Consider the following 22,812-nt stretch of genomic DNA (forward strand, 5'->3'; position numbering starts at 1 on the left):
CTCAGTGACAGCCGACGCCGGATGCCAGGTTCATCAGAATCGGACAGTCCGGCCGGTCGTCACCGTGGCAATGGCCGATCAGGTGCTGCAGGGTATCGCGCAAGGTCTTGAGCTCCTCGATGCGCCGGTCAAGGTCGGCCACGTGCTGCCCGGCCAGCGCCTTGACGTCGGCGCTGGCGCGGCTGCGGTCCTGCCACAGGGCCAGCAGCCGCGCGACTTCCTCCAGGGAAAACCCCAGGTCTCGCGAACGCTTGATGAAGGCCAGCGTATGCAGGTCTTCAGGCTGATAGAGGCGGTAGCCGCTGTCACTGCGGTGAGCAGCTGCCAGCAGTCCGATGGATTCGTAATAGCGAATCATTTTTGCGCTGAGCCCACTCTTGCGGGCCGCCTGGCCGATGTTCATGGCTTTCCTCGAGGCAGAAGGTGGGCGGGTTGCCAGCGGTTCAGCCACAGGGCATTAAGCACCACGCTGACACTGGAGAGTGCCATGGCACAACCGGCCAGTACCGGGCTGAGCCAACCGGCGGCGGCGAGCGGTATGCCCACAAGGTTGTAGAAAAATGCCCAGAACAGGTTCTGGCGAATCTTCCCGTAGGTAAGGCGACAGATATCCAATGCGGCCGGCACCAGTTGCGGATCGCTGCGCATCAAGGTGATACCGGCTGTCTGCATGGCCACGTCGGTGCCGCTGGCCATGGCCAGACCCAGGTCGGCGCTGGCCAGCGCGGGGGCATCGTTGATGCCATCGCCGACCATGGCGACCACGTGCTCGCGTTTCAGCGCGTTGATGACTGCGGCCTTGCCTTCCGGCAAAACCTGAGCGTGAACCTGATCGATCCCCGCGGCCGTGGCCACCTTCGCGGCGCTGCCAGCGTTGTCGCCTGTCAGCAGGTGGCAAGCGATGGCCCGGCTTGACAACTGCGCCACGGCTTGCCTGGCGCCGTGGCGAAGGTCGTCACCAAAGGCGAGTCGACCTAAGACGCGCGCCTGCGGCCCGGTTTCGATCAACCAGGAAACGCTGTAGCCGTCAGCCTCCCAGGCGTCAGCCGAGCGGCCAGCGGCCAGTCCGTGCTCTTCCAGCAAGCGGCGATTGCCCAGCGCCAACGCCTGCGACTCGACCTGCCCGGCAATACCGCGCCCGGCCAGCGCCTGGCTGTGGCTGACGGCGGGCACGGACAAGCCTCGACGCTGGCACAGGCTGGACACGGCGCGTGCCAGCGGGTGCTCGCTGCCTTGCTGCAGGGCGCCGGCCAGCCGCACCAGCGAGTCTTCGCTGCCCACGGCTTCAAGGTGAACCACTTGGGGTGCGCCCAAGGTCAGGGTGCCGGTCTTGTCGAACACGACGCAGTCCACGGCTCGCGCGTGTTCGAGGACATGGCTGTCCTTGATCAGAATCCCATGGCGCGCCGCCGCGCCGGTGCCTGCCATGATGGCAACCGGCGTGGCCAGACCCAGCGCGCATGGACAGGCGATAACCAGTACCGACACGGCATTGATGATCGCCACTTGCGCAGCGGCACCGGCCAGCAGCCAGCCGAACAAGGTCAGCAGGGCCAAGGCCAGTACCACCGGCACGAACACCCGGCTGACGCGATCCACCAGTTGCTGGATTGGCGGTTTTTCCGCCTGAGCGTCCTCCACCAGTCGGACGATCCGCGCCAGGGTGGTTTCGCTGCCCAAGGCCAGGACCTTGACACGCAACCGGCCCTCGCCGTTCAGCGCGCCGCCGGTCACCCGGTCGCCGGGCTGTTTGGGCACTGGCAACGACTCGCCGCTGATCAACGCCTCGTTGGCGTGGCTGCGACCCTCGATGATCTCGCCGTCGGCGGCGAAGCGCGCGCCCGGCTTGACCACCAATATGTCCCCAAGCCGCAGGGCCTTGATGGCCACGGTCTCAAGCTGCCCATCGGCCTCGCGCAGCGCTTCGTCACCGGCCAGGCCTTGCAGGTCGCGCAGTGCGCGAGTGGTCTGCTGCCGGGCCCGGGTCTCGAGGTATTTACCCAAAAGCACCAGCGCGATCACCATGGCCGAGGCTTCAAAATAAAGATGGGGCGGGTGGGCACGGGTCAGCCACAGGTAGAGACTCAGGCCATAAGCGCTGGTCGTGCCCACGACCACCAGCAGGTCCATGTTGCCATCCAGCGTGCGCAACGCGCGCCAGGCGGCGCTGTAGAAGCGAGCGCCGATCACGAACTGCACCGGGGTCGCCAGGGCCAGTTCAACCCACGCTGGCCACATCCAGTGCACCCCAAAGGCTTGCAGCAGCATCGGCACCAGCAACGGCACGGCCAGCAGCAGTGCAAGCGTCAGGCTGAGGCGATCATGATGGCTCTTGCGCACTTGAGTGTCGGCCTGCAGCGTCAGAGTGGCCCCGTAACCGGCCCGTTCGATGGCGGCGATCAGGGCCTCGGTCGGTTGTGGCGCGCTGAGCTGCACGTGGACCCGCTCGCTGGCCAGGTTGACGCTGGCCTGCATGACACCAGGGACTTTTTTCAGCGCTCGCTCCACCCTCCCAGCGCAGTTGGCGCAGGTCATGCCGTCAATGGACAGGTCCAGGCTGGGAAGCTTTTGCATGGGGCAACCTCTTCAAATTAGCCCCTAGTTTCAACCTTCACCCCTTGGCAAGGTCAAGCTCAATAAGTCACAGGGGCGGGCTTGAGGTACAGCCCGGCGGTGCTGACCGCAATCCGGTACTTCTGAATGTCCCCGGCCCGCAGCGTGACCTCGGTGTCGGCCGGTTCCTGCATGCCCGGCGAGCAGCCCGGTGCCTGTCCAGGCAGGTAGCTCAAGCGGATCGAGCTCTTGCCCGGCGGCAGGTTGAACGAGGCGGATTGCTCCTGGAACAGCCGACCGATGAGCTGACCTTGAAGATAGATGCCGATCTCGCAACTGCTGGCCACCTCCAGGCGTTCCCGGGAAATGATCAGAATGCCGTAATCCTGCCTGTCCTCGGCGCCCGCCCCGGGAACGATGCCGGCCAGGCCTAAAATGGCTGCAAGGCACAATGCTGACCAGCGCATGGTTAATCTCCTGCTCAGTGGGGGATGAAGGGTGCAACACACTTCAGCTTGGCCGAGGTGCGTGATGATTTCCAGCCCGGCCGAAGTGGGTAAAACTTGACCTTGACCCGATGGTAAGGTCGATTGTGCATTTTTCCATGTTCAGGAGCGAGTCATCATGCAGGAATTCAAGGTGCAAGGCATGACGTGCGGACACTGTGTACGGGCCATTACCTCGGCGATCACCGAGGCCGATCCCCAGGCTCGGGTCGAGGTCGAACTGGCCGGCGGGCGAGTGGCGGTGGACTCGACGTTGGCGGCGCAGGCCTTGATCGAACTGATCGAAGGCGAGGGCTACGCGGCGCATCGGGCATGACGCCGGTCACGCTGCACAGGTAAACTCGGCGGTTTTCCTATCTGCTGTCGCCTGGATACCCGATGAACCTTCGTACCATTCTGATCCTGGGGGCGCTGAGCGCCTTCGGCCCGCTGGCGATTGATTACTACTTGCCGGGTTTTTCCGCCATTGCCCAGGCCTTCGGTACAGACGAACAGCATGTGCAGATCACGCTGGCCGTGTATTTCCTCGGCTTGTCCATTGGCCAGTTGATCTACGGTCCGATTGCCGACCGCTTTGGTCGCCGCGTGCCGTTGCTGGTCGGGGTCACACTGTTCAGCGTGGCGTCCCTGGCCTGTGCGTTCGCGCCAAGCCTGGAGTGGTTGATTGCCGCGCGGTTTATCCAGGCCCTGGGCGGTTGCGCCGGCATGGTGTTGTCGCGGGCCATCGTCAGCGATAAATGCGATGCCGTGGGTTCGGCCAAGGTGTTCTCGCAACTGATGCTGGTCATGGGCCTGGCGCCGATATTGGCGCCCATGTTGGGTGGTCTGCTGGTCAACACCCTGGGCTGGCGCTGGATCTTTGCTTCGCTGACGTTGTTCAGCGCTGGCGCTCTGGTTTGCGTGATTCTCGGGCTGCCGGAAAGCCTGCCTGCCAGCCACCCCCGGCAACCCTTGAGCGGGGCTATCGGGCGCTACGGCCGCTTGTTGGTGCACCCCACCTTTCTGGGCTATGCGCTGACCGGCGCCATCGCCATGGCGGGCATGTTTGCCTACGTGGCGGGTTCACCGTTCGTGTTCATCAAGCTCTATGGCGTGCCGGCCGAGCACTACGGCTGGCTGTTCGGGAGCAATGCCGCCGGTTTCATCATCGTGGCCCAGATCAATGCGCGGCTGTTGGCCAGGCGTGGGCCTGCCTGGCTGCTGGGCAAGGCACTGTTCGTCTATCTCGCGGCCGGGGCCGTGCTGCTGGGCGTCGTGGCGCTGCACACCGCACAGCTATGGCCACTGTTGATCCCGCTGTTTGTCTGCATCGCCAGCCTGGGCTGCATTATCCCCAACGCTTCGGCCTGCGCCATGAGCGGCCAGGGCCGTCACGCGGGCAGTGCGTCGGCCTTGCTCGGTTGCATCCAGTTCAGCGTCGCGGCCGGTGCCGCCAGCCTGGTGGGGGTGCTCTACGACGGCACAGCGCACCCTATGGCGCTGGTCATGACCACCTGCGCGCTGCTGGCGGTCATTATCGGTGTGCTGACAGCGCGCAGGGTGCACCGCGCCCAAGGCTGATATCAGGCGCTGCGTTGTCGGTTGCGTACCGGCAGCGCATGGGGCGCTCGCAGCCGCGCCTGCAAGGTCTCCACGAAGGCGCAGGCCTGCGCTTCGCTGCGGAATGAAACCACGTGCTGGTCCATCCGGACTTGCCACGGGTAGCGGCTGTTCTTGCCGGCGAAGGTTTTGGATTCGGTGATGGCGATTTTCATCGGGCACTTCCTCGGAGTGGGCAAATGTGACCCAGTCTAGCTGCGGATCGAAAAAACGCAGGACCGTATTTTTCCAGGCGATCAACGGTCGTCTTTGGGTCAGACCCTGCCTTGGAAAACCCTTGAATCAAATTCTCCAATGCGCGGCGGTGTAGCTTTCCAGCACCGTTCGTGTAGGCAATAGCCCTGGCGACACGCACTTGTTTTTTTCGTCCCATGCTCTCGAAGCCTTGGCCGTGGGGGCCGCAGCAGATCGCCGCTTTCCTTCGGCACGATTTCCGTGTGGTGAAAAAAGCCGAGGGTTGGCGTAGCGCCGCATGGGCTTGTGAAAACCTCCGCGACCCAGCGAAGCAAACCGTTTGCTCAGCCATATACTGATGCCTGTCTTGTCGATGCAAGCGTTCAACAGGGAGTGAATCCATGCAGTACATACCGAGCATCAGTCAGATCGCCACGTTGCTGGCCGACCCTAAGCGCAGTGCCATGATCTGGGCGTTGATCGACGGCACCGCACGGGGTGCCGATGATCTGGCGCGCCTGGCCGGCCTGAGTCCTTCGTCGGCCAGTGCACACTTGTCGCGTCTGTCTTCCGGGGGCTTGTTGACATTGGAGGCCCGGGGTCGCAAACGCTTCTTTCGCCTGGCCGCTCCCGAAGTGGGCAGGGCCGTGGAAGCGCTCGCCTGTGTCAGTGCCGGACACTCGCCCGCTTCGGTTCCTGCTCAGCCAGGCGCGTCCTTGTCATTGCGTCGAGCCCGCCTCTGCTCGGACCACCTTGGCGGCGAGTTGGCCACCGATCTGTATCAACAGTTGCTGGCGGGAGGCTGGCTGGAGCGGATTGACAACAACCTGATCGTGACGCCCCTGGGGGCTGCCGGATTTGCCCGGCGCGGGATCTTCATCGACGCCTTGGCGACCCGTCAGCGGCAGAGCATGTGCCAGTGCAGCGACTGGAGCGAGGGCCGCCCGCACCTTGGGGGCGCGCTGGGTGCGAGTCTGATGACACTGTTCCAGCAGTCGGGCTGGCTGCGCAGTACGGAATCCAGCCATGTACTGCGTGTCACCGACATCGGGCTGCGAGAGATCGGCCGCCTGGGGCGCTAGGGCCGCCGTCTCGCGGCGGGGTCAACGCACCAGGCGTGCGTCCAGGCTGTTCTGGGCCAGGCGTCGGGCCTGGTCTTGAGTCATCCCCAGGTCGGTGTACAGCGCATGGAAGTTTTCTGTGACGTAGCCGCCGAAATAGGCCGGATCGTCAGAGTTGACCGTCACTTTCACACCGCGCTCGAGCATATCGAGAATGTTGTGCTGGCTCATGTGGTCGAACACGCACAGCTTGGTGTTGGACAGCGGGCAGACTGTCAGCGGGATCTGTTCGTCGATGATGCGTTGCATCAGCCGTTCATCTTCGATGGCCCGCACGCCGTGATCGATCCGCTGGATCTTGAGCAGGTCCAGGGCTTCCCAGATGTATTCCGGCGGCCCTTCCTCACCGGCGTGGGCCACGGTCAACAGGCCCTCTGCGCGAGCACGGTCGAACACCCGCACGAACTTGCTCGGCGGGTGGCCGACTTCGGAGCTGTCCAGGCCCACGGCGACAAAGGCATCGCGAAACGGCAGGGCCTGGTCGAGGGTCTTCTGCGCTTCTTCTTCGCTCAGGTGGCGCAGGAAGCTGAGGATCAGGCCGCTGCCGATGTCCAGTTGCTGTTTGCCATCCTTGAGCGCCTGGCTGATGCCGGTCATGACCACTTCGAAGGGGATGCCGCGGTCGGTGTGGGTCTGGGGGTCGAAGAAGGGCTCGGTGTGGATCACGTTCTGCGCCTTGCAGCGCTGCAGGTAGGCCCAGGTCAGGTCATAGAAGTCCTGCTCGGTGCGCAGCACGTCGGCGCCCTGATAGTACAGGTCGAGGAACTCCTGCAAATTATTGAAGGCGTAAGCGCTGCGCAACCCTTCGACGTCGGCCCAGGGCAGGGCGATCTTGTTGCGTTCGGCCAGGGCGAACAGCAATTCGGGCTCCAGCGAGCCCTCCAGGTGCATGTGCAGTTCTGCCTTGGGCAGCGCGTTGAGCCAATCGTACATAGTCTTTTCTCTTCAGGTGCAAGCGCGGCATTCTACAGGAAGCTGACCGGCAGATCAGTTCGACGGTTCGCCTTGTCGTCGGTAAGCATAGGTATCGGCAAAGCGTGACAACAGAAAATCAGCGCAGGTGGTCGGCGGGTACAAAGGTGGGTGCTCCGGGTCCTGACAACCGGGTAGGCACTGGATCGCAGTGTCCGGGTGCGGCTCGGCGAAAAACGGCATGGAATAGCGATCCACCCCTGACGGGCTGATAACCCGGTGGGGCGTCGACACATACAGGTCGTTGCTCCATCGCGCCATCATGTCACCGAGGTTGACCACGAAGGTGCCTTCGATCGGCGGGGCGTCAATCCACTGGCCGTCGACATTGCGCACTTGCAGGCCGCCCACGCCGTCCTGATAGAGGAGGGTGATGCAGCCATAATCGGTGTGTGCACCAGCACCCCGTTGGGTTTCGGACGTGGCGGTGTGTCGGGGTGGGTAGTGGATCATGCGAAAGACACTGACCGGCTGCTCGAAGCGCTCGTCAAAGAAGGTCTGCGGCACACCCAGGGCGCCGGTCATGGCCCTGAGCAGGGTCTGGGCCAGCGCCTGCATATCCAGATAATGCGCTTGCATCAGCGCTTCCCAGCCCGGCAAGTCGGGATGACGATTGGGTCCGCGCAACGGCTTGCTCACGACGACCTCCGGATGGTCGGCGGGCAGATGCAGGCCCATGTCGAAGGTTTCCTTCAGGTCGCTGGGCAGGGTGGGGTCCAGTTGTTCGGTGGCAATCGCGCCGTAGCCTCGGTGGTGCAGGCTGCGGGTTATGTCGATGTCGAGCTTGCGCGCCAGTGGCAAGGCAAAAAAAGTCTTGGCGGCTGCATTCAGTGCCTCGATGCGCGCGGCGCTGATGGGGTGGCCCTTGATATAGAAAAATCCCCACTGCCGACAGGCTGCGTCGATAGCGCCTGCTACTTGCTGCGCGGCTTGCGGATCGCTCTGGTACAACGGGCCGATGTCGATGATCGGTAAGGCGTTCATGGGCGGTGCATCCTTGGCGATTCGGCTGTCGCGCCGCAGGTGATTGATCCTGCGGCGCCCCAGGTGCTGGCTTATTTCGGCATCTGTGCGGTGATGCCTTCGACGTAGTAGTTCATCGATGCCAGTTCGGCGTTGGTCGCGTTGCTGCCAGCCGGGATTTTTTCGACCCCTGCCTGATCCTTGATCGGTCCGGTGAACGGTTTGAATTCACCGCTCTTGATGCTGGCGATCAGCGTCTCGGCCTCGGCCTTGACGTCCGCAGGCACCACGTTGCTGATCGGTAGCTCGACGGTGCCGTCGTTCAGACCGCCCCAGTAATCCTGAGACTTCCAAGTGCCGTCTAGCACTGCCTGGGTGCTGGCAATGTAGTGCGGAGCCCAGTTATTGACGATCGAGGTCAACACGGACTTGGGCCCGAAGTGCGCCATGTCCGACGCGTAACCCACGGCGTAGACGCCACGGCGCTCGGCGGTCTGAATCGGGGCCGGGCTGTCGGTGTGCTGGAAGATCACGTCCACGCCCTGGTCCACCAGCGCGTTGGCGGCATCGGCCTCTTTGCCCGGGTCGAACCAGGAGTTGACCCAGACCACTTTCATCTCGGTGCCGGGGTTGTACTTGTTCAGGGCCAGTTGAATGGCGTTGATGTCACGGATGACTTCGGGAATCGGGAACGACGCGACGTAGCCGATCTTCTTGGTCTTGGTCATCTTGGCCGCGAGAAAGCCGCCGACGTAACGGCCTTCATAGGTGCGGGCCAGGTAGGTTCCCAGGTTCTTGTCCTGCTTGTAGCCGGTGGCATGCTCGAAGATCACCTTGGGAAACTGCTTGGCGACTTTCACTGTGGGGTTCATGTAACCGAAGGACGTGGTGAAAATCAGGTCGTACTTGTCTTTGGCCATGTCCCGGATGACCCGCTCGGCATCCGCGCCTTCAGCGACGTTTTCCACGTAGCGGGTGGTGATCTTGTCGCCCATCTGCGCTTCCAGCGCCTTGCGGCCTTGCTCGTGCTGATAGGTCCAGCCGTGGTCGCCGATTGGCCCGACGTAGACGAAGCCGACCTTCAGCGGCGCCGCACTGCTGGCCAGGGTGCTCGCCAGACCGATGGCCGCGACCAGTGTCCCGAAGATTTTCTTGAATGGGCGTTTTTGCATGAATCACAAGCTCCGGTTGTTTTTCGAATAATGAGTTGCAGGATGCGGGGCAGGGCGATGCAAAAAACTGACCAACAGGACAGGTCACAGGTTTGTCTGAGCGACCCGTCGCCCAAGATGAAAATAGCGTCAGGTTGCGGTGCAGCCAAAAGGGCAGATGCGATTTCCTGGTGCGAGGGGCGACATTGAACCTCACAAGAGAACGTTTCCCTGCCGTGGCCTGTCTCTACATCATCGCCACCCCCTCGAACTTCACCAGGCCCTCCATGCTCAACACCTTAAAAGAAGAGAAGTTCCTGCTGCTGGCCATTGTCATGACCTGTCTGGCTTATCCGCTCGAGCCGCAGTTGCTGGGCCATGGCCACTCAGTGGCGTTGATCGCCGGCGGGGTGCTGGTGGCGGCCATCATCTGCGCGTCGATGCGGGTGGCCCACCATGCCGAGTTGCTGGCGGAACAGGTCGGTGACCCTTACGGCACCATGATCCTCACCCTGTCGGCGGTGCTGGTGGAAGTGGTGATCCTGGCCATCATGATGAACAACGAACCCTCGCCGACCCTGGTGCGCGACACCATCTACTCGGCGGTGATGCTGGACATCAACGGCATCCTCGGCCTGGCGGCGTTGATGGGCGGGATCAAGCACGGCGAGCAGGCCTACAACGACGATTCGGCCCGCACCTACAGCGTGATGATCCTCACCGCCATGGGCGTGTCCATGGTGGTGCCGGAGTTCATTCCCCAAGGGGACTGGAAGATCTATTCGGCGTTCACCATCGGCGCGATGCTGTTGCTGTATACCCTGTTCTTGCGCATGCAGGTCGGGCCCCACAGTTATTTTTTCAGCTACAGCTATCCACAGAAACGTAAACCCAAGCCCGTCACTGAAGTGGCCGAGCCGCAGACCAGCCGGGTGCAGTCCATCGCGACCCTGGTGTTCGGCCTGGTGGTGATCGGCGCGTTGGCCGAGGTGATGTCCAAGACCGTCGACATGGGTCTGGAAGGCAGCGGCGCCCCGCCGGTGCTGGCGGCAATTCTGGTGGCGGCGATTTCCGCCGCACCGGAAATACTCACCGCGTTGCGCGCAGCCTTGGCCAACCGCATGCAATCGGTGGTCAATGTCGCCCTCGGGGCTTCGCTGTCCACCGTCATCCTGACTGTGCCGGTGATGGAAGCCATGGCCTTGTACAGTGGCCAGCCCTTTCAAATGGCGATGACCCCGGTGCAGACGGTGATGATGTTCATCACCCTGCTGGTGTCGGCGATCAACCTCAACGATGGCGAAACCAACGCCATCGAAGGGATGACTCACTTTGTGCTGTTTGCCACCTTCATCATGCTGTCGCTGCTGGGGCTTTAACCGGCAATCAGTTGCTTGGCCGCCTGGCGGTGATCGGCGATCAACTGGCGCACATCCAGCCCTTCGATCTGGCCATCGACCACACGCCAGCGCCCACCGATCATTACGCGATCGGCGCGGTCGGCTCCACATAGCAGCAGCGCCGACAAGGGGTCATGGCTGCCGGAGAAGCGCAGTTCGTCGAGTTTGAACAGCGCCAGGTCGGCCTGTTTGCCCACGGCCAGTTCACCGACATCACTGCGCCCCAGCAACGCCGCCGAGCCGCGGGTGGCCCAGCCCAGGACCAAGTCCGGGGTGATCTTTTCGGCGCCGTACCGCAGGCGTTGCAGGTACAGCGCCTGACGCACTTCGAGGATCATGTTCGAGCCGTCGTTGGAGGCCGAGCCGTCCACGCCGATGCCCAGCGGCGCCCCGGCGGCGGTCAGTTCCAGGGTCGGACAGATGCCGGAGGCCAGGCGCATGTTCGAGCTGGGGCAATGGCAGATCCCGGTTCGCGCCGCGCCGAGTCGGGCGATTTCGTCCGGGTTGAAGTGAATGCCATGGGCCAGCCAGGTGCGCGGGCCGAGCCAGCCGACACTGTCCAGGTAATCCACCGTGCGCAGGCCGAAGCGCTGCAGGCAGAAGTCTTCTTCATCCAGGGTTTCGGCCAGGTGAGTGTGCAGGCGCACGTCGAAGCGTTCGGCCATGTCGGCCGAGGCGCGCATGATTTCCGGGGTCACGGAAAACGGCGAACACGGCGCCAGGGCAATCTGGATATGGGCGCCGTCGCCACGCTGGTGATAGCGCTCGATCAAGCGCTGGCTGTCTTCGAGTATCACTTCGCCTTGCTGCACGGTCTGTTGCGGCGGCAGGCCGCCGTCGGCTTCGCCCAGGGTCATGGAGCCACGGGTCAACATGGCGCGCATGCCCAGTTCGCCCACGGCTTCGACCTGCACGTCGATGGCATTTTCCAGACCGTCCGGAAACAAGTAATGATGGTCGGCTGCGGTGGTGCAGCCCGACAGCAGCAATTCGGCCAGGGCCACCTTGCTGGCCAATGCCAGTTTTACCGGGGTCAGCCGCGCCCATATCGGATAGAGGGTCTTGAGCCACGGAAACAGCGGTTGATTGACCACCGGCGCCCAGGCGCGGGTCAGGGTCTGATAGAAGTGATGATGGGTGTTGATCAGGCCGGGCAGTACGACGTGCTCGCGTGCATCGAACACCTGATCGCAGGGTTGCGCAGGTGGCTCGCCCAAGGCCAGGACTTGCTCGATTACGCCATCGGCAATCACCAGCCCGCCTCGTGCATCGAGATCGTTGGCCGTGAAGATGGCAAGGGGATTTTTCAACCAGGTACGGATCGCGGGCATGGTGGCCGGCTCCTCTGACAGTGTGTTCAGGTTAGCCAGCTCAGTTTTGCCCTGTCTGCTGATCCAGGGGGCGCCGATCGGAACGGCGCGCCACGTACTCTACCTAATCAATTGCCTGGCTGCCAAGGCTGTCCTAATGACACTGGGGCATACAGGCGGGTACGCAGGGCATCACGGGACAGCAACACCAGCACCACGATGGTCGCCACGTAGGGGAGCATGGCCAACAGGTTGGACGGGATCGCCAGGCCGATGCCCTGTGCTACCAGGTGCAGAATGCTCGCGAGCCCGAACAGGTAGGCCCCCAGCAGCAGCCGCCAGACTCGCCAGCTGGCAAACACCACCAGGGCCAGGGCGATCCAGCCGCGGCCGGCGCTCATGTTCTCGGCCCACATGGGCGTGTAGGCCAGCGACAGATAAGCCCCGGCCAGCCCCGCCATGGCACCGCCGAACAACACTGCCAGGGTCCGCACTCGCAGCACCGGCAGGCCCATGGCGCTGGCCGCTTCGGGGTTTTCGCCGACAGCCTGGATGATCAGCCCCAGTCGGCTCTTGAGCAGCACCCAGGCCACCAGCGCGAAAAGAACAAACGACAGGTACACCAGCAGATCCTGGCCAAAGAGCATGCGCCCGATCAGCGGCAGGCCACTGAGCCACGGGATCATGACCGGCTCGAAACCCAGCAGCGGCTTGCCGACCCAGGCCGCGCCGACGAAGGTCGACAGGCCTACGCCAAAGATGGTCAAGGCCAGACCGGTGGCCACCTGGTTGGCGTTGAACAGCAAGGCCACCACGGCAAACAGGGAGGAGAGCAACATGCCCCCAAGCATGGCCAGCAGCACCCCCAGCCAGAGGTTGCCGGTGCTGAAGGCGACGATAAAGCCGATCACTGCGCCGAACAGCATCATGCCTTCCTGGCCGAGGTTGAGGACGCCGCTTTTTTCGCAGATCAGTTCGCCCATCGCCACCAGCAACAAGGGCGTGCCGGTGCGCACCATGGCGTAGAAAATATTGCTCAGCAGGTCGATATCCATCACAAGGCTCCTACGGTGGCCACCGCATCGCGGCGACGAGCCCAGCGCCGTTTCAGGCGCGGGCGGTAGAGGATCAGCACGTCACAGGCCAGCAGGAAGAACAGCATCATGCCCTGAAACAATTGGGTGATGGCCTGGGGCAGGTTCAGGTCCATTTGGGCGCTCTCGCCACCCAGATAGAGCAGCGCCATCAGCAAGCTGGAGAAGAGGATACCTATTGGGTTCAAGCGCCCGAGAAAGGCCACGGTGATGGCAGCGTAGCCATACCCCGGGCTGACCTGCGGCACCAGTTGGCCGATGGGCCCGGTGACTTCGCAGACCCCAGCCAGACCGGCAAGGGCGCCGCTGATCGACAGCGCTAGCCAGACCAGGCGCTTTTCCCGAAAACCCACGGAAACGGCGGCGCGCTTGTCCAGGCCCAACACCTTGATCTGGAAGCCGATAAAGCTGCGCTGCAACAGCACCCACACGGCTACCAGGGCGAGCAAGGCGAAGTACGCGCCGATGTGAGCGCGCCCGTCTTCGAACAGCAAAGGCAAACGTGCCGAGTCGCCGAACATGGCCGACTCCGGAAAGTTGAAGCCGGCCGGGTCTTTCAGCGGGCCGTGCACGAAGTACAGCAACAGGTTCAGGGCGACATAGTTGAGCATGATGCTGGTGAGGATTTCATTGGCGTTGAAGTGGGTACGCAGCCACGCCGTCAGGCCGGCCCAAAGGGCGCCGCCCAAAGTCCCGGTGATCAGCACCATGATCAGCGCCCAGTGGCTTTGCAGGTCGAGGATGTTGACTGCCAGGGCGCTCCCGGCCAGAGCGCCGATAAGCAGCTGACCCTCGGCACCGATGTTCCAGATGCGCGCCTGATACGCCACCGCCAAACCGAGTGCGCACAGCAGGATCGGCGTCGCCTTGACCAGCAGTTCGGAGAGGCCGTAGAGGTCGCTGACCGGTTTGATCAACAAGGTGTGCAGGGTGATCAGCGGGTCCTGGCCCAGGGCAATGAACAGCAGCGAGCCACAGCACAGGGTCAATACCGCTGCCAGCAGCGGCGAGAACCACAGCATGGTGCGAGATTGCTGGCCGCGGGGTTCGAGAGAAAGCAGCATCGCAGGGCTCCATTATTGGGGTGCAAGGGTAGGGGCGGCGGTGTCGAAGCGACCGGCCATCCAGCCGCCCAGCTCGACCTGATCGGTCTGCGCGGTGGCTTTCAAGGCACTCAGCCGACCGCCACTGAGGGCACCGAGGCGGTCGCAGATCTGGAACAGTTCATCGAGGTCTTCGGAAATCACCAGGATCGCTGCGCCCGCATCACGCAGGGCAATCAAGGCGCGATGAATGGTGGCCGCGGCGCCCACGTCCACACCCCAGGTCGGGTGGGCCGCCACCAGCAGGCGTGGCTGTTGCAGGATTTCCCGGCCCAGAATGAATTTCTGCAAGTTGCCACCGGACAGGCTGCGGGCCGGGCTCAGGGCATCGGGGGTCTTGACTGCGAACCGGCGAATGATTTCGTCGGCCAGTGCGCGGACCTTGCTGCGCTGGATCAGGCCGTGGCTGACCAGGCCCTGTTGAAAGGACGTCAGGAGGGCATTGTCTGCCAGGCTCAATTCCGGCACCGCGCCATGACCCAGGCGCTCGGCCGGGACGAAGGCCAACCCCAGAGCGCGTCGTGCGTCAGGGCGCAGCTGGCCGACGCTCTGGTCGCCGAAGCGAATGCCGTGGGCGGCGCTGGCGCTCAACGTCTGCTCGCCGCTGAGCAGGGCCAGTAATGCCTCCTGGCCATTGCCGGCCACCCCGGCAATACCGACGATCTCGCCGCTGCGCACACTCAGGTCAATCTCCCGCAGCGAGCAGCCGAACGGGTCGGGGTTGGGCCATGACAGCTGACGCACGCTGAGAAAGTCCGCGCTGCCCGTGGCCTTTTCGTACTGCGCCACCAGGCCCTCGGCATCACCCACCATCAACCGCGCCAATTGCAGGTCGCTGCATTCGGCGGGCCGGCAATGGCCTGACACACGCCCACCCCGCAGCACCGTGGCGGTGTGGCAGAGCGCACGCACTTCAGCCAGCTTGTGGCTGATGAACAGGATGCTGCAACCCTCGCTGGCCAGACGGCGCAATGTCACGAACAGCTCATCGGCTTCTTGTGGCGTGAGTACCGAGGTCGGCTCATCGAGGATCAGCAGACGGATGTCCTGCATCAGGCAGCGAATGATTTCCACCCGCTGTCGTTCCCCGATGGACAGGCTGTGGACCAGGCGCTGGGGCTCGACGCTCATGCCGTAGCGTTCGGACACTTCGCGGATTTTCGGGGCCAGTTGGCCGGGTGTCTGTCCGGGCCCCATGGCCAGGGCAATGTTCTGTGCGACGGTGAGGGTTTCGAACAGCGAAAAATGCTGGAAGACCATGCCGATGCCATGGCCGCGAGCTTGTGCCGGGTTGCGCATGCGCACCCTTTCGCCGTGCCAGAGGATCTCGCCGCTGTCCGCTTGGGTCACCCCGTAGATGATCTTCATCAGAGTGCTTTTGCCCGCGCCGTTTTCCCCAAGCAGGGCATGAATTTCCCCGGTGTCGATGCTCAGGTCTATGGCGTCGTTGGCCAGGCAACCGGGATAGCGCTTGCTGATCTGGCGTAATTGCAGGCGCTTTGAGGAAACGGGTGCGGTCATGACGGGCTCGGTCATCAGGGGACTGCGCTGGGTAAAGCAATAACCTGGCCAGAAGGTCAACTTTTGTTGTCGTGCCTCTGTGGAAGCGTATCGAGCCTGCCAAGAGAGTATCGGCCCTTTCGCGGGCGGCGAACGCTCCCGCCGTTTCCGGCGCCGAAACGGGGCAGTCCGCACCAAAAAAAACGCTCAAAAAACAACCAAAGGCTGCGAAGCGGGACTCCCTCTACTGTGCAGCTACACGTGCACGGGTTATCCACAGTTTCGCCCACAGTAAATGTGTGCAAGCCAAAAAAGCAGGTATAAGCAGCGAGACGTTAGTTTCTAGGAGCGATTACAGGCGCCAAGCCGCTGATTGTCGGACACTTTCGGCCTGTGGGTGAACAATTGATCAAATAGTGCACAAACGCCTGAAGGCCCCGTCCTGACTGCGTTGCAGCGTTGTACACAAAGCTTATCCACAGGCAGCTGCACAGTTACCGTGGGCAACTCATGCGTGGGTCTGCAGCCTGATCCGGCCCCGGGACAGGTCCGCCAGTTGCTGCTTCAACGCCTGGATTTTCTCCGCTTCCACAGCGATCAGCAGCTCGACACCGTCGGCAAGGAAGGTTTCCTGTTCAATAACGGCGGCCAGTTCGACAAGACGTTGTTTGACCGGTTGGAACTCTGAAAAAAGGCAGTGGCAGGCGACCTGAACGCGTTGAACAAGCGGTGTCCTTTCCGCGTTCTGCAAGCATTTTGCCGCCCCACCGCCATAGGCTCGGGCCAGGCCGCCGGTGCCCAACTGGATGCCGCCGTACCAGCGAATCACCAGCACCACGACCTGATCGCATTCCTGAGCCTCGATAGCCGCCAGAATCGGCCGGCCCGCTGTCCCGCCAGGCTCGCCATCATCGCTGCTGCGGTACTGTTGGCCGCATTTCCACGCCCAGCAATTGTGGCTGGCGTTCAGGTCGCTGTGCTGGTCGATAAAGGCTTGGGCTTCGGCTGCCGAGGCAATAGGGGCGGCCAAGGTGAGGAAGCGACTCCTGCGAATCTCTTCATGAAATTCGCGGGGGCCGAGCAAAGTAAAAGGCATTCAGGCGCGGTCCGCTGGCAGTGATTTCACAGGGGGGGTGTCAGCCCGCAACCTTTGAGGATGATGCGAATGAGGTTGTCGCCTGCCGTTTCGAAGTCCTGTTTGGTCAGGCGGCTGCGGCCCGTGACCCGGCAGATCTGGGTGGCGAAATCGGCGTAATGCTGGGTGCTGCCCCACAGCAGGAAAATCAGGTGCACGGGATCGACGGGGTCCATCTTGCCCGCCTCGATCCAGTCCTGGAAAACCTGGGCGCGACCGGAGAACCACAGTCGGTAATCCTGGCTGAAATATTCGCTGAGGCATTCGCCGCCGCTGATGATTTCCATGGCAAAAATTCGCGAGGCTTGTGGCTGGCGCCGAGAGAACTCCATCTTGGCGCGGATGTAGCGGGTCAGCGCTTCGGCAGGGTCGTCGTTGGCGTCGAGGTTGTTGAAGGTGCTGTCCCACAGTTCGATGATATTGCTCAACACCGCCACGTACAGGCCCAGCTTGTTGGTGAAATAGTAGTGCAGGTTGGCCTTGGGCAACCCGGCCTTGACCGCGATGGTGTTCATGCTGGTGCCCTTGAAACCATGGCGTGCGAACTCATCTTCTGCCGCCTGAATGATGGTTTCCTCATTCTTCTGGCGGATGCGGCTGGCCGGTTTTCCGGCTGACGTGATGCTGTGGGCGGGGACTTCAAGGGTCATAAGCAGTTCCGAGCGGATCGTGTGGGCGCGACATGTGCGTTCATAACGCACCCATAACGATCTCACAAGGGTTGTCGCAAAAAACTATCAACCGTGGGTTTCGCTCGCGGCAGTTTCCAGGCCCTGCCCATCGGTGGTCGAGCTTTCCCGAGGCTGCGGCAGGATGAGGTTAAGGGCCAGGGCGGTCAGGCCGCCACTGGTAATGGCGGAGTCGAACAGGTTCTGCACCAGCTTGGGCAACAGGTGCAGCAGTTCCGGCTGGGCGGCAATGCCCAGGCCCACGCCGAACGAGGTGGCGATGATCAACATGTTGCGCCGGTCCAGTGAGGTCTGCGCCAGAATGCGCACGCCGGCTGCGGCGACACTGCCGAACATCACCAGGGTGGCGCCGCCGAGTACCGGTTTCGGGATCTGTTGCAGCACCGCGCCAATCGCCGGCACCAGCCCGAGCAGAAACAGTAGCGCGCCGATGTATAGGCCCACGTAGCGGCTGGCCACACCGGTGAGCTGAATCACCCCGTTGTTCTGGGCGAAGGTGGTGTTAGGGAAGGCACTGAAGGTTGCGGCGATCATGCAACTGACCCCGTCACCCAACACACCGCCCTTGAGCCGGGCTATGTAGCTCGGGCCACGGATGGGCTCGCGGGACAGCATGCAGTTGGCGGTGAGGTCACCCACGGTTTCGATGGTGCTGATCAAGTAGATCAAGGCCACCGGCAGAAAGGCGGTCCAGTCGAAGGCGAAGCCGAACTTGAAAGGCACGGGCAGGCTGAGCAGGGGAAGCGCAGGCAGTGCCTGGGGCACTAGCTTGCCACTGAACCAGGCGGCAATGCTGCCGAGCGCCAGGCCTATGATGATGGCTGACAAGCGTATCCAAGGGGTGTTCGAGCGGTTAAGCAGGATGATCACCACCAGCACGAAGGCGCCCAGGCCGAGGTTGGTGGGTGCACCGAAGTCTGCAGCCCCGAAGCCGCCGCCCAGGTCGGTGACCCCGACCTTGATCAGGCTGATCCCGATCAGGGTGATGACGATGCCGGTCACCAGCGGCGTGATGACACGGCGTAACTGACCAATGAAACGGCTGAGCACGATCTGCACCAGGCCGCCAAAGAAGCACACACCGAAGACCATGGCCATGATGTCTTCCGGGCTGCCGCCCCGGGCTTTGACCATGAAGCCGGCGGAAAGCACGGCACCGAGGAAAGCGAAGCTGGTGCCTTGCAGGCAGATCATGCCGGCGCCGATGCCGAACGGCCGTCGTGCCTGAATGAAGGTACCGACACCCGACACCATCAGCGCCATACTGATGAGGTAAGGCATATGAGCGCCCAGGCCCAGGGCGGAGCCGATGATCAGGGGCGGGGTGATGATGCCGACGAAACTGGCCAGCACATGTTGCAGGGCGGCCAGGAGGGCAGCCATGGGTGCTGGCCGGTCGTTGAGGCCGTAGATCAGATCGTTGTTGGTTGAGGGCTCTGGTTGCATGGCTGTCTCGGTGCAGTCTGGATGGCAGATGTCGAAACCATTGCAAAAAGCTGTCCAAGTGATCAGTTACTCTGTGTGTTGTGTCCTCTAAATCTTTTTAAAACAGTCAGTTAAAATTTTCAGTGACGTATCGGTCATCAATCTGGCGTGCTCGCCAGGCTGTCCAGGAAGCTTTCCAGCACCAAATGGGGGCGCCGGCCCTTGCGCGTGACCCAGGACAGACTCAAGTCGTAAAAACGCTCGGTGGCCTTGAGAGCCCGCAGACGGCCCTGTTGTACCCAGAACGTGGCGTAGTGATCAGGCAGGTAGCCGATGTAGCGGCCGGTCAGGATCAGAAAGGCCATGCCCTCGCGGTCCGAAGCGCTGGCGGTGCAATTGAGGGCCTGATAGCGCGCCTGAATGTCCACCGGCAGGCGAAAAGTAGGGGCAATGGCGTCCTGGCTATTGAGCCGCTTGTCGTCGATCTGCCGGTCCTCGGCGTAAAACAGCGGATGGCCTACGGCGCAGTAGAGCAGCGAGCGTTCGCTGTAGAGCGGCTGGTATTCCAGGCCGGATAGCGGACTGGCGGCGGGCACCACGCCCACGTGCAAGCTGCCGTCGAGTACGCCTTGCTCGACCTGGCTGGGGGCGATCATGCGGATCTGGATGCGCACGTCCGGGCCGCGGTCTTTCAACTGGGCCAGGGCGTGGGTGATGCGCATGTGCGGCAGGGTCACCAGGTTGTCGGTCAGGCCGATGTTCAGTTCACCACGCAGGTGCTGGTGCAGGCCGTTGACCTCGGTGCGAAAGTTTTCCAGGGCCCCCAGCAATTGCAACGCGCAGTGGTAGACCTCGCGACCCTCTTCAGTCAGGGAGAAGCCCGCGCGTCCCCGCTGGCACAGGCGCAAGCCCAGGCGCTGTTCCAGGTCGCTCATCTGCTGACTGATGGCCGAGCGGCCGATACCCAGCACGTTCTCGGCGGCGGAAAAGCCCCCGCACTCGACTACGCTGCGGTAGATCTTCAATAGGCGGATGTCGAAGTCGCTGACTTGGGCAAGCGGATCGGGTCTACGGCTCATTGTTTAGTAGGCGCCTGACTAAGGATCGAAAAAGCAGGATTTTCCAGACTTTATCTCCATGACAATTTAGCTGCAACCGACGCTGTCACCACTCTTGAGGGATTGACATGAACATGCCCGAAAACGCCCCGGCCGGAATCACCAGCCAACTCAAGCTGGACGCTCACTGGATGCCCTATACCGCTAACCGCAGCTTCCAGCGTGACCCGCGGATCATCGTCGCCGCGCAGGGCAGCTACCTGACCGACGATCAGGGCCGGCAAATCTACGACAGCCTATCGGGCTTGTGGACCTGCGGCGCCGGGCACACACGCAAGGAAATTCAGGAAGCGGTGTCGCGCCAACTGGGCGTGCTGGACTATTCGCCGGCCTTTCAATATGGCCATCCGCTGTCGTTTCAGCTGGCAGAAAAAATCACCGAGCTGACACCGGGCAGCCTCAATCACGTCTTCTATACCAACTCCGGTTCGGAGTGCGCCGACACCGCCGTGAAAATGGTCCGCGCCTACTGGCGCCTCAAGGGTCAGGCGACCAAGACCAAGCTGATCGGCCGCGCCCGTGGTTATCACGGGGTGAACATTGCCGGCACCAGCCTGGGTGGGGTGAACGGCAACCGCAAGATGTTCGGTCAGTTGATGGATGTGGATCATTTGCCGCACACCTTGCTGCCGGGCAATGCCTATTCCAAGGGTTCGCCGGAGGAGGGCGGGATTGCCCTGGCAGACGAGATGCTCAAACTGATCGAGTTGCACGATGCCTCCAACATCGCCGCGTTGATCGTCGAGCCTATGGCCGGCTCCGCTGGCGTGCTGCCGCCGCCCAAGGGTTACCTCAAGCGCCTGCGCGAAATCTGCGACCAGCACAACATCCTGCTGATCTTCGATGAAGTGATCACCGGGTTTGGTCGCACCGGCTCGATGTTCGGCGCCGATACTTTCGGCGTGACCCCGGACTTGATGTGCATCGCCAAGCAGGTCACCAACGGTGCGATCCCGATGGGCGCCGTGGTGGCCAGCAGCGAGATCTACCAGACCTTCATGAACCAGGCCACGCCGGATTATGCCGTGGAGTTCCCCCACGGTTACACCTACTCCGCCCATCCGGTGGCGTGCGCGGCCGGCCTGGCGGCGCTGGATCTACTGCAAAAGGAAAACCTGGTCCAGCGTGCGGCCGAGCTGGCGCCGCATTTCGAGCAGGTGCTGCATGGTGTCAAGGGTGCGAAGAATATCGTCGACATCCGCAACTTCGGCCTGGCGGGTGCTATCCAGCTGGCCGCCCGCGATGGCGATGCCATCGTGCGTCCCTACGAGGTGTCGATGAAGTTATGGAAGGCGGGTTTCTACGTGCGTTTTGGTGGCGATACCTTGCAGTTCGGCCCGACCTTCAACGCCCAGCCGCAGGATCTTGAACGCCTGTTCGATGCCGTGGGCGAAGCGCTGAACCAGGTCGATTGAATTCTAAGAGGATTTTTCTGCATGAGCACTATTCAACACCTGATCCACGGCGAAATGGTCAACGGCGGCGACCGTACGGCCGACGTGTTCAACCCATCCACCGGGCAGGTTATCCATCAGGTCTCGCTGGCCACCCGCGACACTGTGCAACTGGCCATTGATTCAGCGAAGAAGGCTTTCCCCGCCTGGCGCAAGACGCCAGCAGCCAAACGCGCCCAGGTGATGTTCCGCTTCAAGCAATTGCTGGAGCAGAACGAAGAGAAAATCTCGCAGATGATCAGCGAGGAGCATGGCAAAACCCTTGAAGATGCGGCTGGCGAATTGAAGCGTGGCATTGAAAACGTCGAGTTTGCTTGCGCGGCTCCCGAAATCCTCAAGGGTGAGTACAGCCGCAACGTCGGGCCGAACATCGATGCCTGGTCCGACTTTCAGCCGCTGGGCGTGGTGGCCGGTATCACGCCGTTCAACTTCCCGGCCATGGTGCCCCTGTGGATGTACCCCTTGGCGATCGTGTGCGGCAACTGCTTCATCCTCAAGCCGTCGGAGCGAGATCCCAGCTCCACTCTTTATATAGCCCAGTTGCTACAGGAAGCCGGGTTGCCGCCCGGTGTGCTGAACGTTGTGCATGGCGACAAGTTGGCGGTGGATGCGCTGATCGAGGCACCTGCGGTCAAGGCGCTGAGCTTTGTCGGCTCTACGCCGATTGCCGAATACATCTATAAGGAGGGCGCGGCACGTGGCAAACGTGTCCAGGCCCTCGGCGGGGCGAAGAACCATGCGGTGCTGATGCCCGATGCCGATCTCGACAATGCGGTGAGCGCCTTGATGGGGGCCGCTTACGGTTCCTGCGGTGAGCGCTGCATGGCGATTTCGGTGGCAGTTTGTGTGGGTGACCAGGTCGCCGATGCCCTGGTGGCCAAACTGGTTCCGCAGATCCAGTCGCTGAAGATCGGCGCCGGTACTACGTGTGGGCTGGACATGGGGCCACTGGTTACCGGGCAGGCGCGGGACAAGGTTAGCGGCTACGTCGAAGACGGCGTACGTGCCGGTGCGCAACTGGTGGTCGATGGTCGGGGTTTGAGTGTGGCGGGCAACGAGGAAGGGTTCTTCCTGGGCGGTTGCCTGTTTGATCGCGTGACGCCGCAGATGCGTATCTATAAAGAAGAGATTTTCGGGCCCGTGCTGTGCATCGTCCGGGTCAATAGCCTGGAAGCGGCCATGCAGTTGATCAACGATCACGAATACGGCAACGGCACCTGTATCTTTACCCGTGACGGTGAAGCGGCCCGTCTGTTCTGCGACGAGATCGAGGTCGGCATGGTCGGCGTCAACGTGCCTTTGCCGGTGCCAGTCGCTTATCACAGCTTCGGCGGGTGGAAGCGTTCTCTGTTTGGCGACCTGCATGCGTATGGGCCGGATGGCGTGCGTTTTTACACCCGACGCAAGGCAATTACCCAGCGCTGGCCACAACGAGCCAGCCATGAGGCGTCGCAGTTCGCCTTCCCGAGCTTGTAACGCTGCCAGGAAGCAGCCCGTGAGGGCTGCTTTTGGCTTTTTTGCCGCCTATGACAGTTTTTTGAATTT

21 protein-coding genes are annotated in these 22,812 nt (G+C 62.4%); 6 read left to right on the top strand and 15 right to left on the bottom strand.

Features of this window, described 5'->3' with window-relative positions; all coding sequences use genetic code 11:
- Position 1 precedes the first annotated feature (1 nt).
- The 3 genes from cueR to HB675_RS17280 are packed head-to-tail and all read right to left on the bottom strand — an operon-like array spanning position 2 to position 3,020.
- Complete coding sequence (cueR, locus tag HB675_RS17270) at positions 2–403, bottom strand: Cu(I)-responsive transcriptional regulator (protein ID WP_213879680.1); 402 nt, start codon at positions 401–403, stop codon at positions 2–4.
- The gene (locus tag HB675_RS17275) at positions 400–2,574 is read right to left on the bottom strand and encodes a heavy metal translocating P-type ATPase (protein WP_213879682.1); all 2,175 of its coding nucleotides are present in this window, start codon (positions 2,572–2,574) and stop codon (positions 400–402) included. The genes cueR and HB675_RS17275 overlap by 4 nt, the downstream gene beginning before the upstream one ends.
- Before the next feature lie 59 nt (positions 2,575–2,633).
- Positions 2,634–3,020, bottom strand: coding sequence for a hypothetical protein (locus HB675_RS17280; protein WP_213879683.1), 387 nt, complete (start codon positions 3,018–3,020; stop codon positions 2,634–2,636).
- Between the two features lie 157 nt (positions 3,021–3,177).
- On the opposite strand from HB675_RS17280, the gene HB675_RS17285 reads away from it, so the two are divergent.
- The gene (locus HB675_RS17285) at positions 3,178–3,375 is read left to right on the top strand and encodes a cation transporter (protein ID WP_213879684.1); all 198 of its coding nucleotides are present in this window, start codon (positions 3,178–3,180) and stop codon (positions 3,373–3,375) included.
- Positions 3,376–3,437: 62 nt separating this feature from the next.
- On the top strand, positions 3,438–4,619 hold the full coding sequence (locus HB675_RS17290) for a multidrug effflux MFS transporter (RefSeq protein ID WP_213879685.1): 1,182 nt from the start codon (positions 3,438–3,440) through the stop codon (positions 4,617–4,619).
- A gap of 2 nt (positions 4,620–4,621) precedes the next feature.
- Here HB675_RS17290 and HB675_RS17295 read toward each other — a convergent pair whose 3' ends face one another.
- Positions 4,622–4,813 (bottom strand): hypothetical protein, encoded by a 192-nt coding sequence (locus tag HB675_RS17295; protein ID WP_213879686.1) that lies wholly within the window; start codon positions 4,811–4,813, stop codon positions 4,622–4,624.
- Between the two features lie 420 nt (positions 4,814–5,233).
- On the opposite strand from HB675_RS17295, the gene HB675_RS17300 reads away from it, so the two are divergent.
- Complete coding sequence (locus HB675_RS17300; RefSeq protein WP_213879687.1) at positions 5,234–5,914, top strand: helix-turn-helix transcriptional regulator; 681 nt, start codon at positions 5,234–5,236, stop codon at positions 5,912–5,914.
- A 21-nt stretch (positions 5,915–5,935) separates the two neighbouring features.
- Here the strand turns inward: HB675_RS17300 and HB675_RS17305 are convergent, their stop codons facing one another.
- The 3 genes from HB675_RS17305 to HB675_RS17315 form a co-directional block, all read right to left on the bottom strand.
- Positions 5,936–6,886 carry an adenosine deaminase gene (locus tag HB675_RS17305; RefSeq protein ID WP_213879688.1) on the bottom strand — a complete coding sequence of 317 codons (951 nt, stop codon included), beginning with the start codon at positions 6,884–6,886 and terminating at the stop codon, positions 5,936–5,938.
- A gap of 54 nt (positions 6,887–6,940) precedes the next feature.
- Positions 6,941–7,909 (bottom strand): 2-oxoglutarate and iron-dependent oxygenase domain-containing protein, encoded by a 969-nt coding sequence (locus tag HB675_RS17310; protein WP_213879689.1) that lies wholly within the window; start codon positions 7,907–7,909, stop codon positions 6,941–6,943.
- 71 nt (positions 7,910–7,980) lie between these two features.
- On the bottom strand, positions 7,981–9,060 hold the full coding sequence (locus HB675_RS17315) for a BMP family ABC transporter substrate-binding protein (RefSeq protein WP_213879692.1): 1,080 nt from the start codon (positions 9,058–9,060) through the stop codon (positions 7,981–7,983).
- 266 nt (positions 9,061–9,326) lie between these two features.
- On the opposite strand from HB675_RS17315, the gene HB675_RS17320 reads away from it, so the two are divergent.
- Positions 9,327–10,418, top strand: coding sequence for a calcium:proton antiporter (locus tag HB675_RS17320; protein WP_213879741.1), 1,092 nt, complete (start codon positions 9,327–9,329; stop codon positions 10,416–10,418).
- On the opposite strand, the gene HB675_RS17325 is transcribed toward HB675_RS17320, so the two are convergent.
- The 8 genes from HB675_RS17325 to HB675_RS17360 all read right to left on the bottom strand — a co-directional run bounded on the left by HB675_RS17325 (position 10,415) and on the right by HB675_RS17360 (position 19,774).
- Positions 10,415–11,770, bottom strand: a complete 1,356-nt coding sequence (locus HB675_RS17325; protein ID WP_213879694.1) for an 8-oxoguanine deaminase — start codon at positions 11,768–11,770, stop codon at positions 10,415–10,417. The two genes, HB675_RS17320 and HB675_RS17325, sit on opposite strands and share 4 nt — an antisense overlap.
- Positions 11,771–11,877: 107 nt before the next feature.
- Complete coding sequence (locus tag HB675_RS17330; protein ID WP_213879695.1) at positions 11,878–12,804, bottom strand: ABC transporter permease; 927 nt, start codon at positions 12,802–12,804, stop codon at positions 11,878–11,880.
- Positions 12,804–13,907 carry an ABC transporter permease gene (locus HB675_RS17335; protein ID WP_213879697.1) on the bottom strand — a complete coding sequence of 368 codons (1,104 nt, stop codon included), beginning with the start codon at positions 13,905–13,907 and terminating at the stop codon, positions 12,804–12,806. The genes HB675_RS17330 and HB675_RS17335 overlap by 1 nt, the downstream gene beginning before the upstream one ends.
- Positions 13,908–13,919: 12 nt before the next feature.
- Positions 13,920–15,467, bottom strand: a complete 1,548-nt coding sequence (locus HB675_RS17340) for an ABC transporter ATP-binding protein (protein WP_213879700.1) — start codon at positions 15,465–15,467, stop codon at positions 13,920–13,922.
- Positions 15,468–15,954: 487 nt separating this feature from the next.
- Entirely contained in the window at positions 15,955–16,542 is a 588-nt protein-coding gene (locus HB675_RS17345; protein ID WP_213879702.1) for a YigZ family protein, read from the bottom strand.
- A 26-nt stretch (positions 16,543–16,568) separates the two neighbouring features.
- A complete protein-coding gene (locus tag HB675_RS17350) occupies positions 16,569–17,231 on the bottom strand; it encodes a TetR/AcrR family transcriptional regulator (RefSeq protein WP_213879704.1) in 663 nt (220 codons plus the stop codon).
- Positions 17,232–17,318: 87 nt separating this feature from the next.
- On the bottom strand, positions 17,319–18,716 hold the full coding sequence (locus HB675_RS17355; RefSeq protein ID WP_213879706.1) for a nucleobase:cation symporter-2 family protein: 1,398 nt from the start codon (positions 18,714–18,716) through the stop codon (positions 17,319–17,321).
- 137 nt (positions 18,717–18,853) lie between these two features.
- Positions 18,854–19,774, bottom strand: coding sequence for a LysR family transcriptional regulator (locus HB675_RS17360; RefSeq protein WP_213879725.1), 921 nt, complete (start codon positions 19,772–19,774; stop codon positions 18,854–18,856).
- Between the two features lie 107 nt (positions 19,775–19,881).
- Here HB675_RS17360 and HB675_RS17365 point away from each other — a divergent pair, with 107 nt between their 5' ends.
- A complete protein-coding gene (locus tag HB675_RS17365) occupies positions 19,882–21,228 on the top strand; it encodes an aspartate aminotransferase family protein (RefSeq protein ID WP_213879727.1) in 1,347 nt (448 codons plus the stop codon).
- 21 nt (positions 21,229–21,249) lie between these two features.
- Positions 21,250–22,743, top strand: coding sequence for a CoA-acylating methylmalonate-semialdehyde dehydrogenase (locus tag HB675_RS17370; protein ID WP_213879729.1), 1,494 nt, complete (start codon positions 21,250–21,252; stop codon positions 22,741–22,743).
- Positions 22,744–22,812 lie beyond the last annotated feature (69 nt).

It is taken from the genome of Pseudomonas sp. dw_358 (genome assembly GCF_018449655.1).
GTDB lineage: Bacteria > Pseudomonadota > Gammaproteobacteria > Pseudomonadales > Pseudomonadaceae > Aquipseudomonas.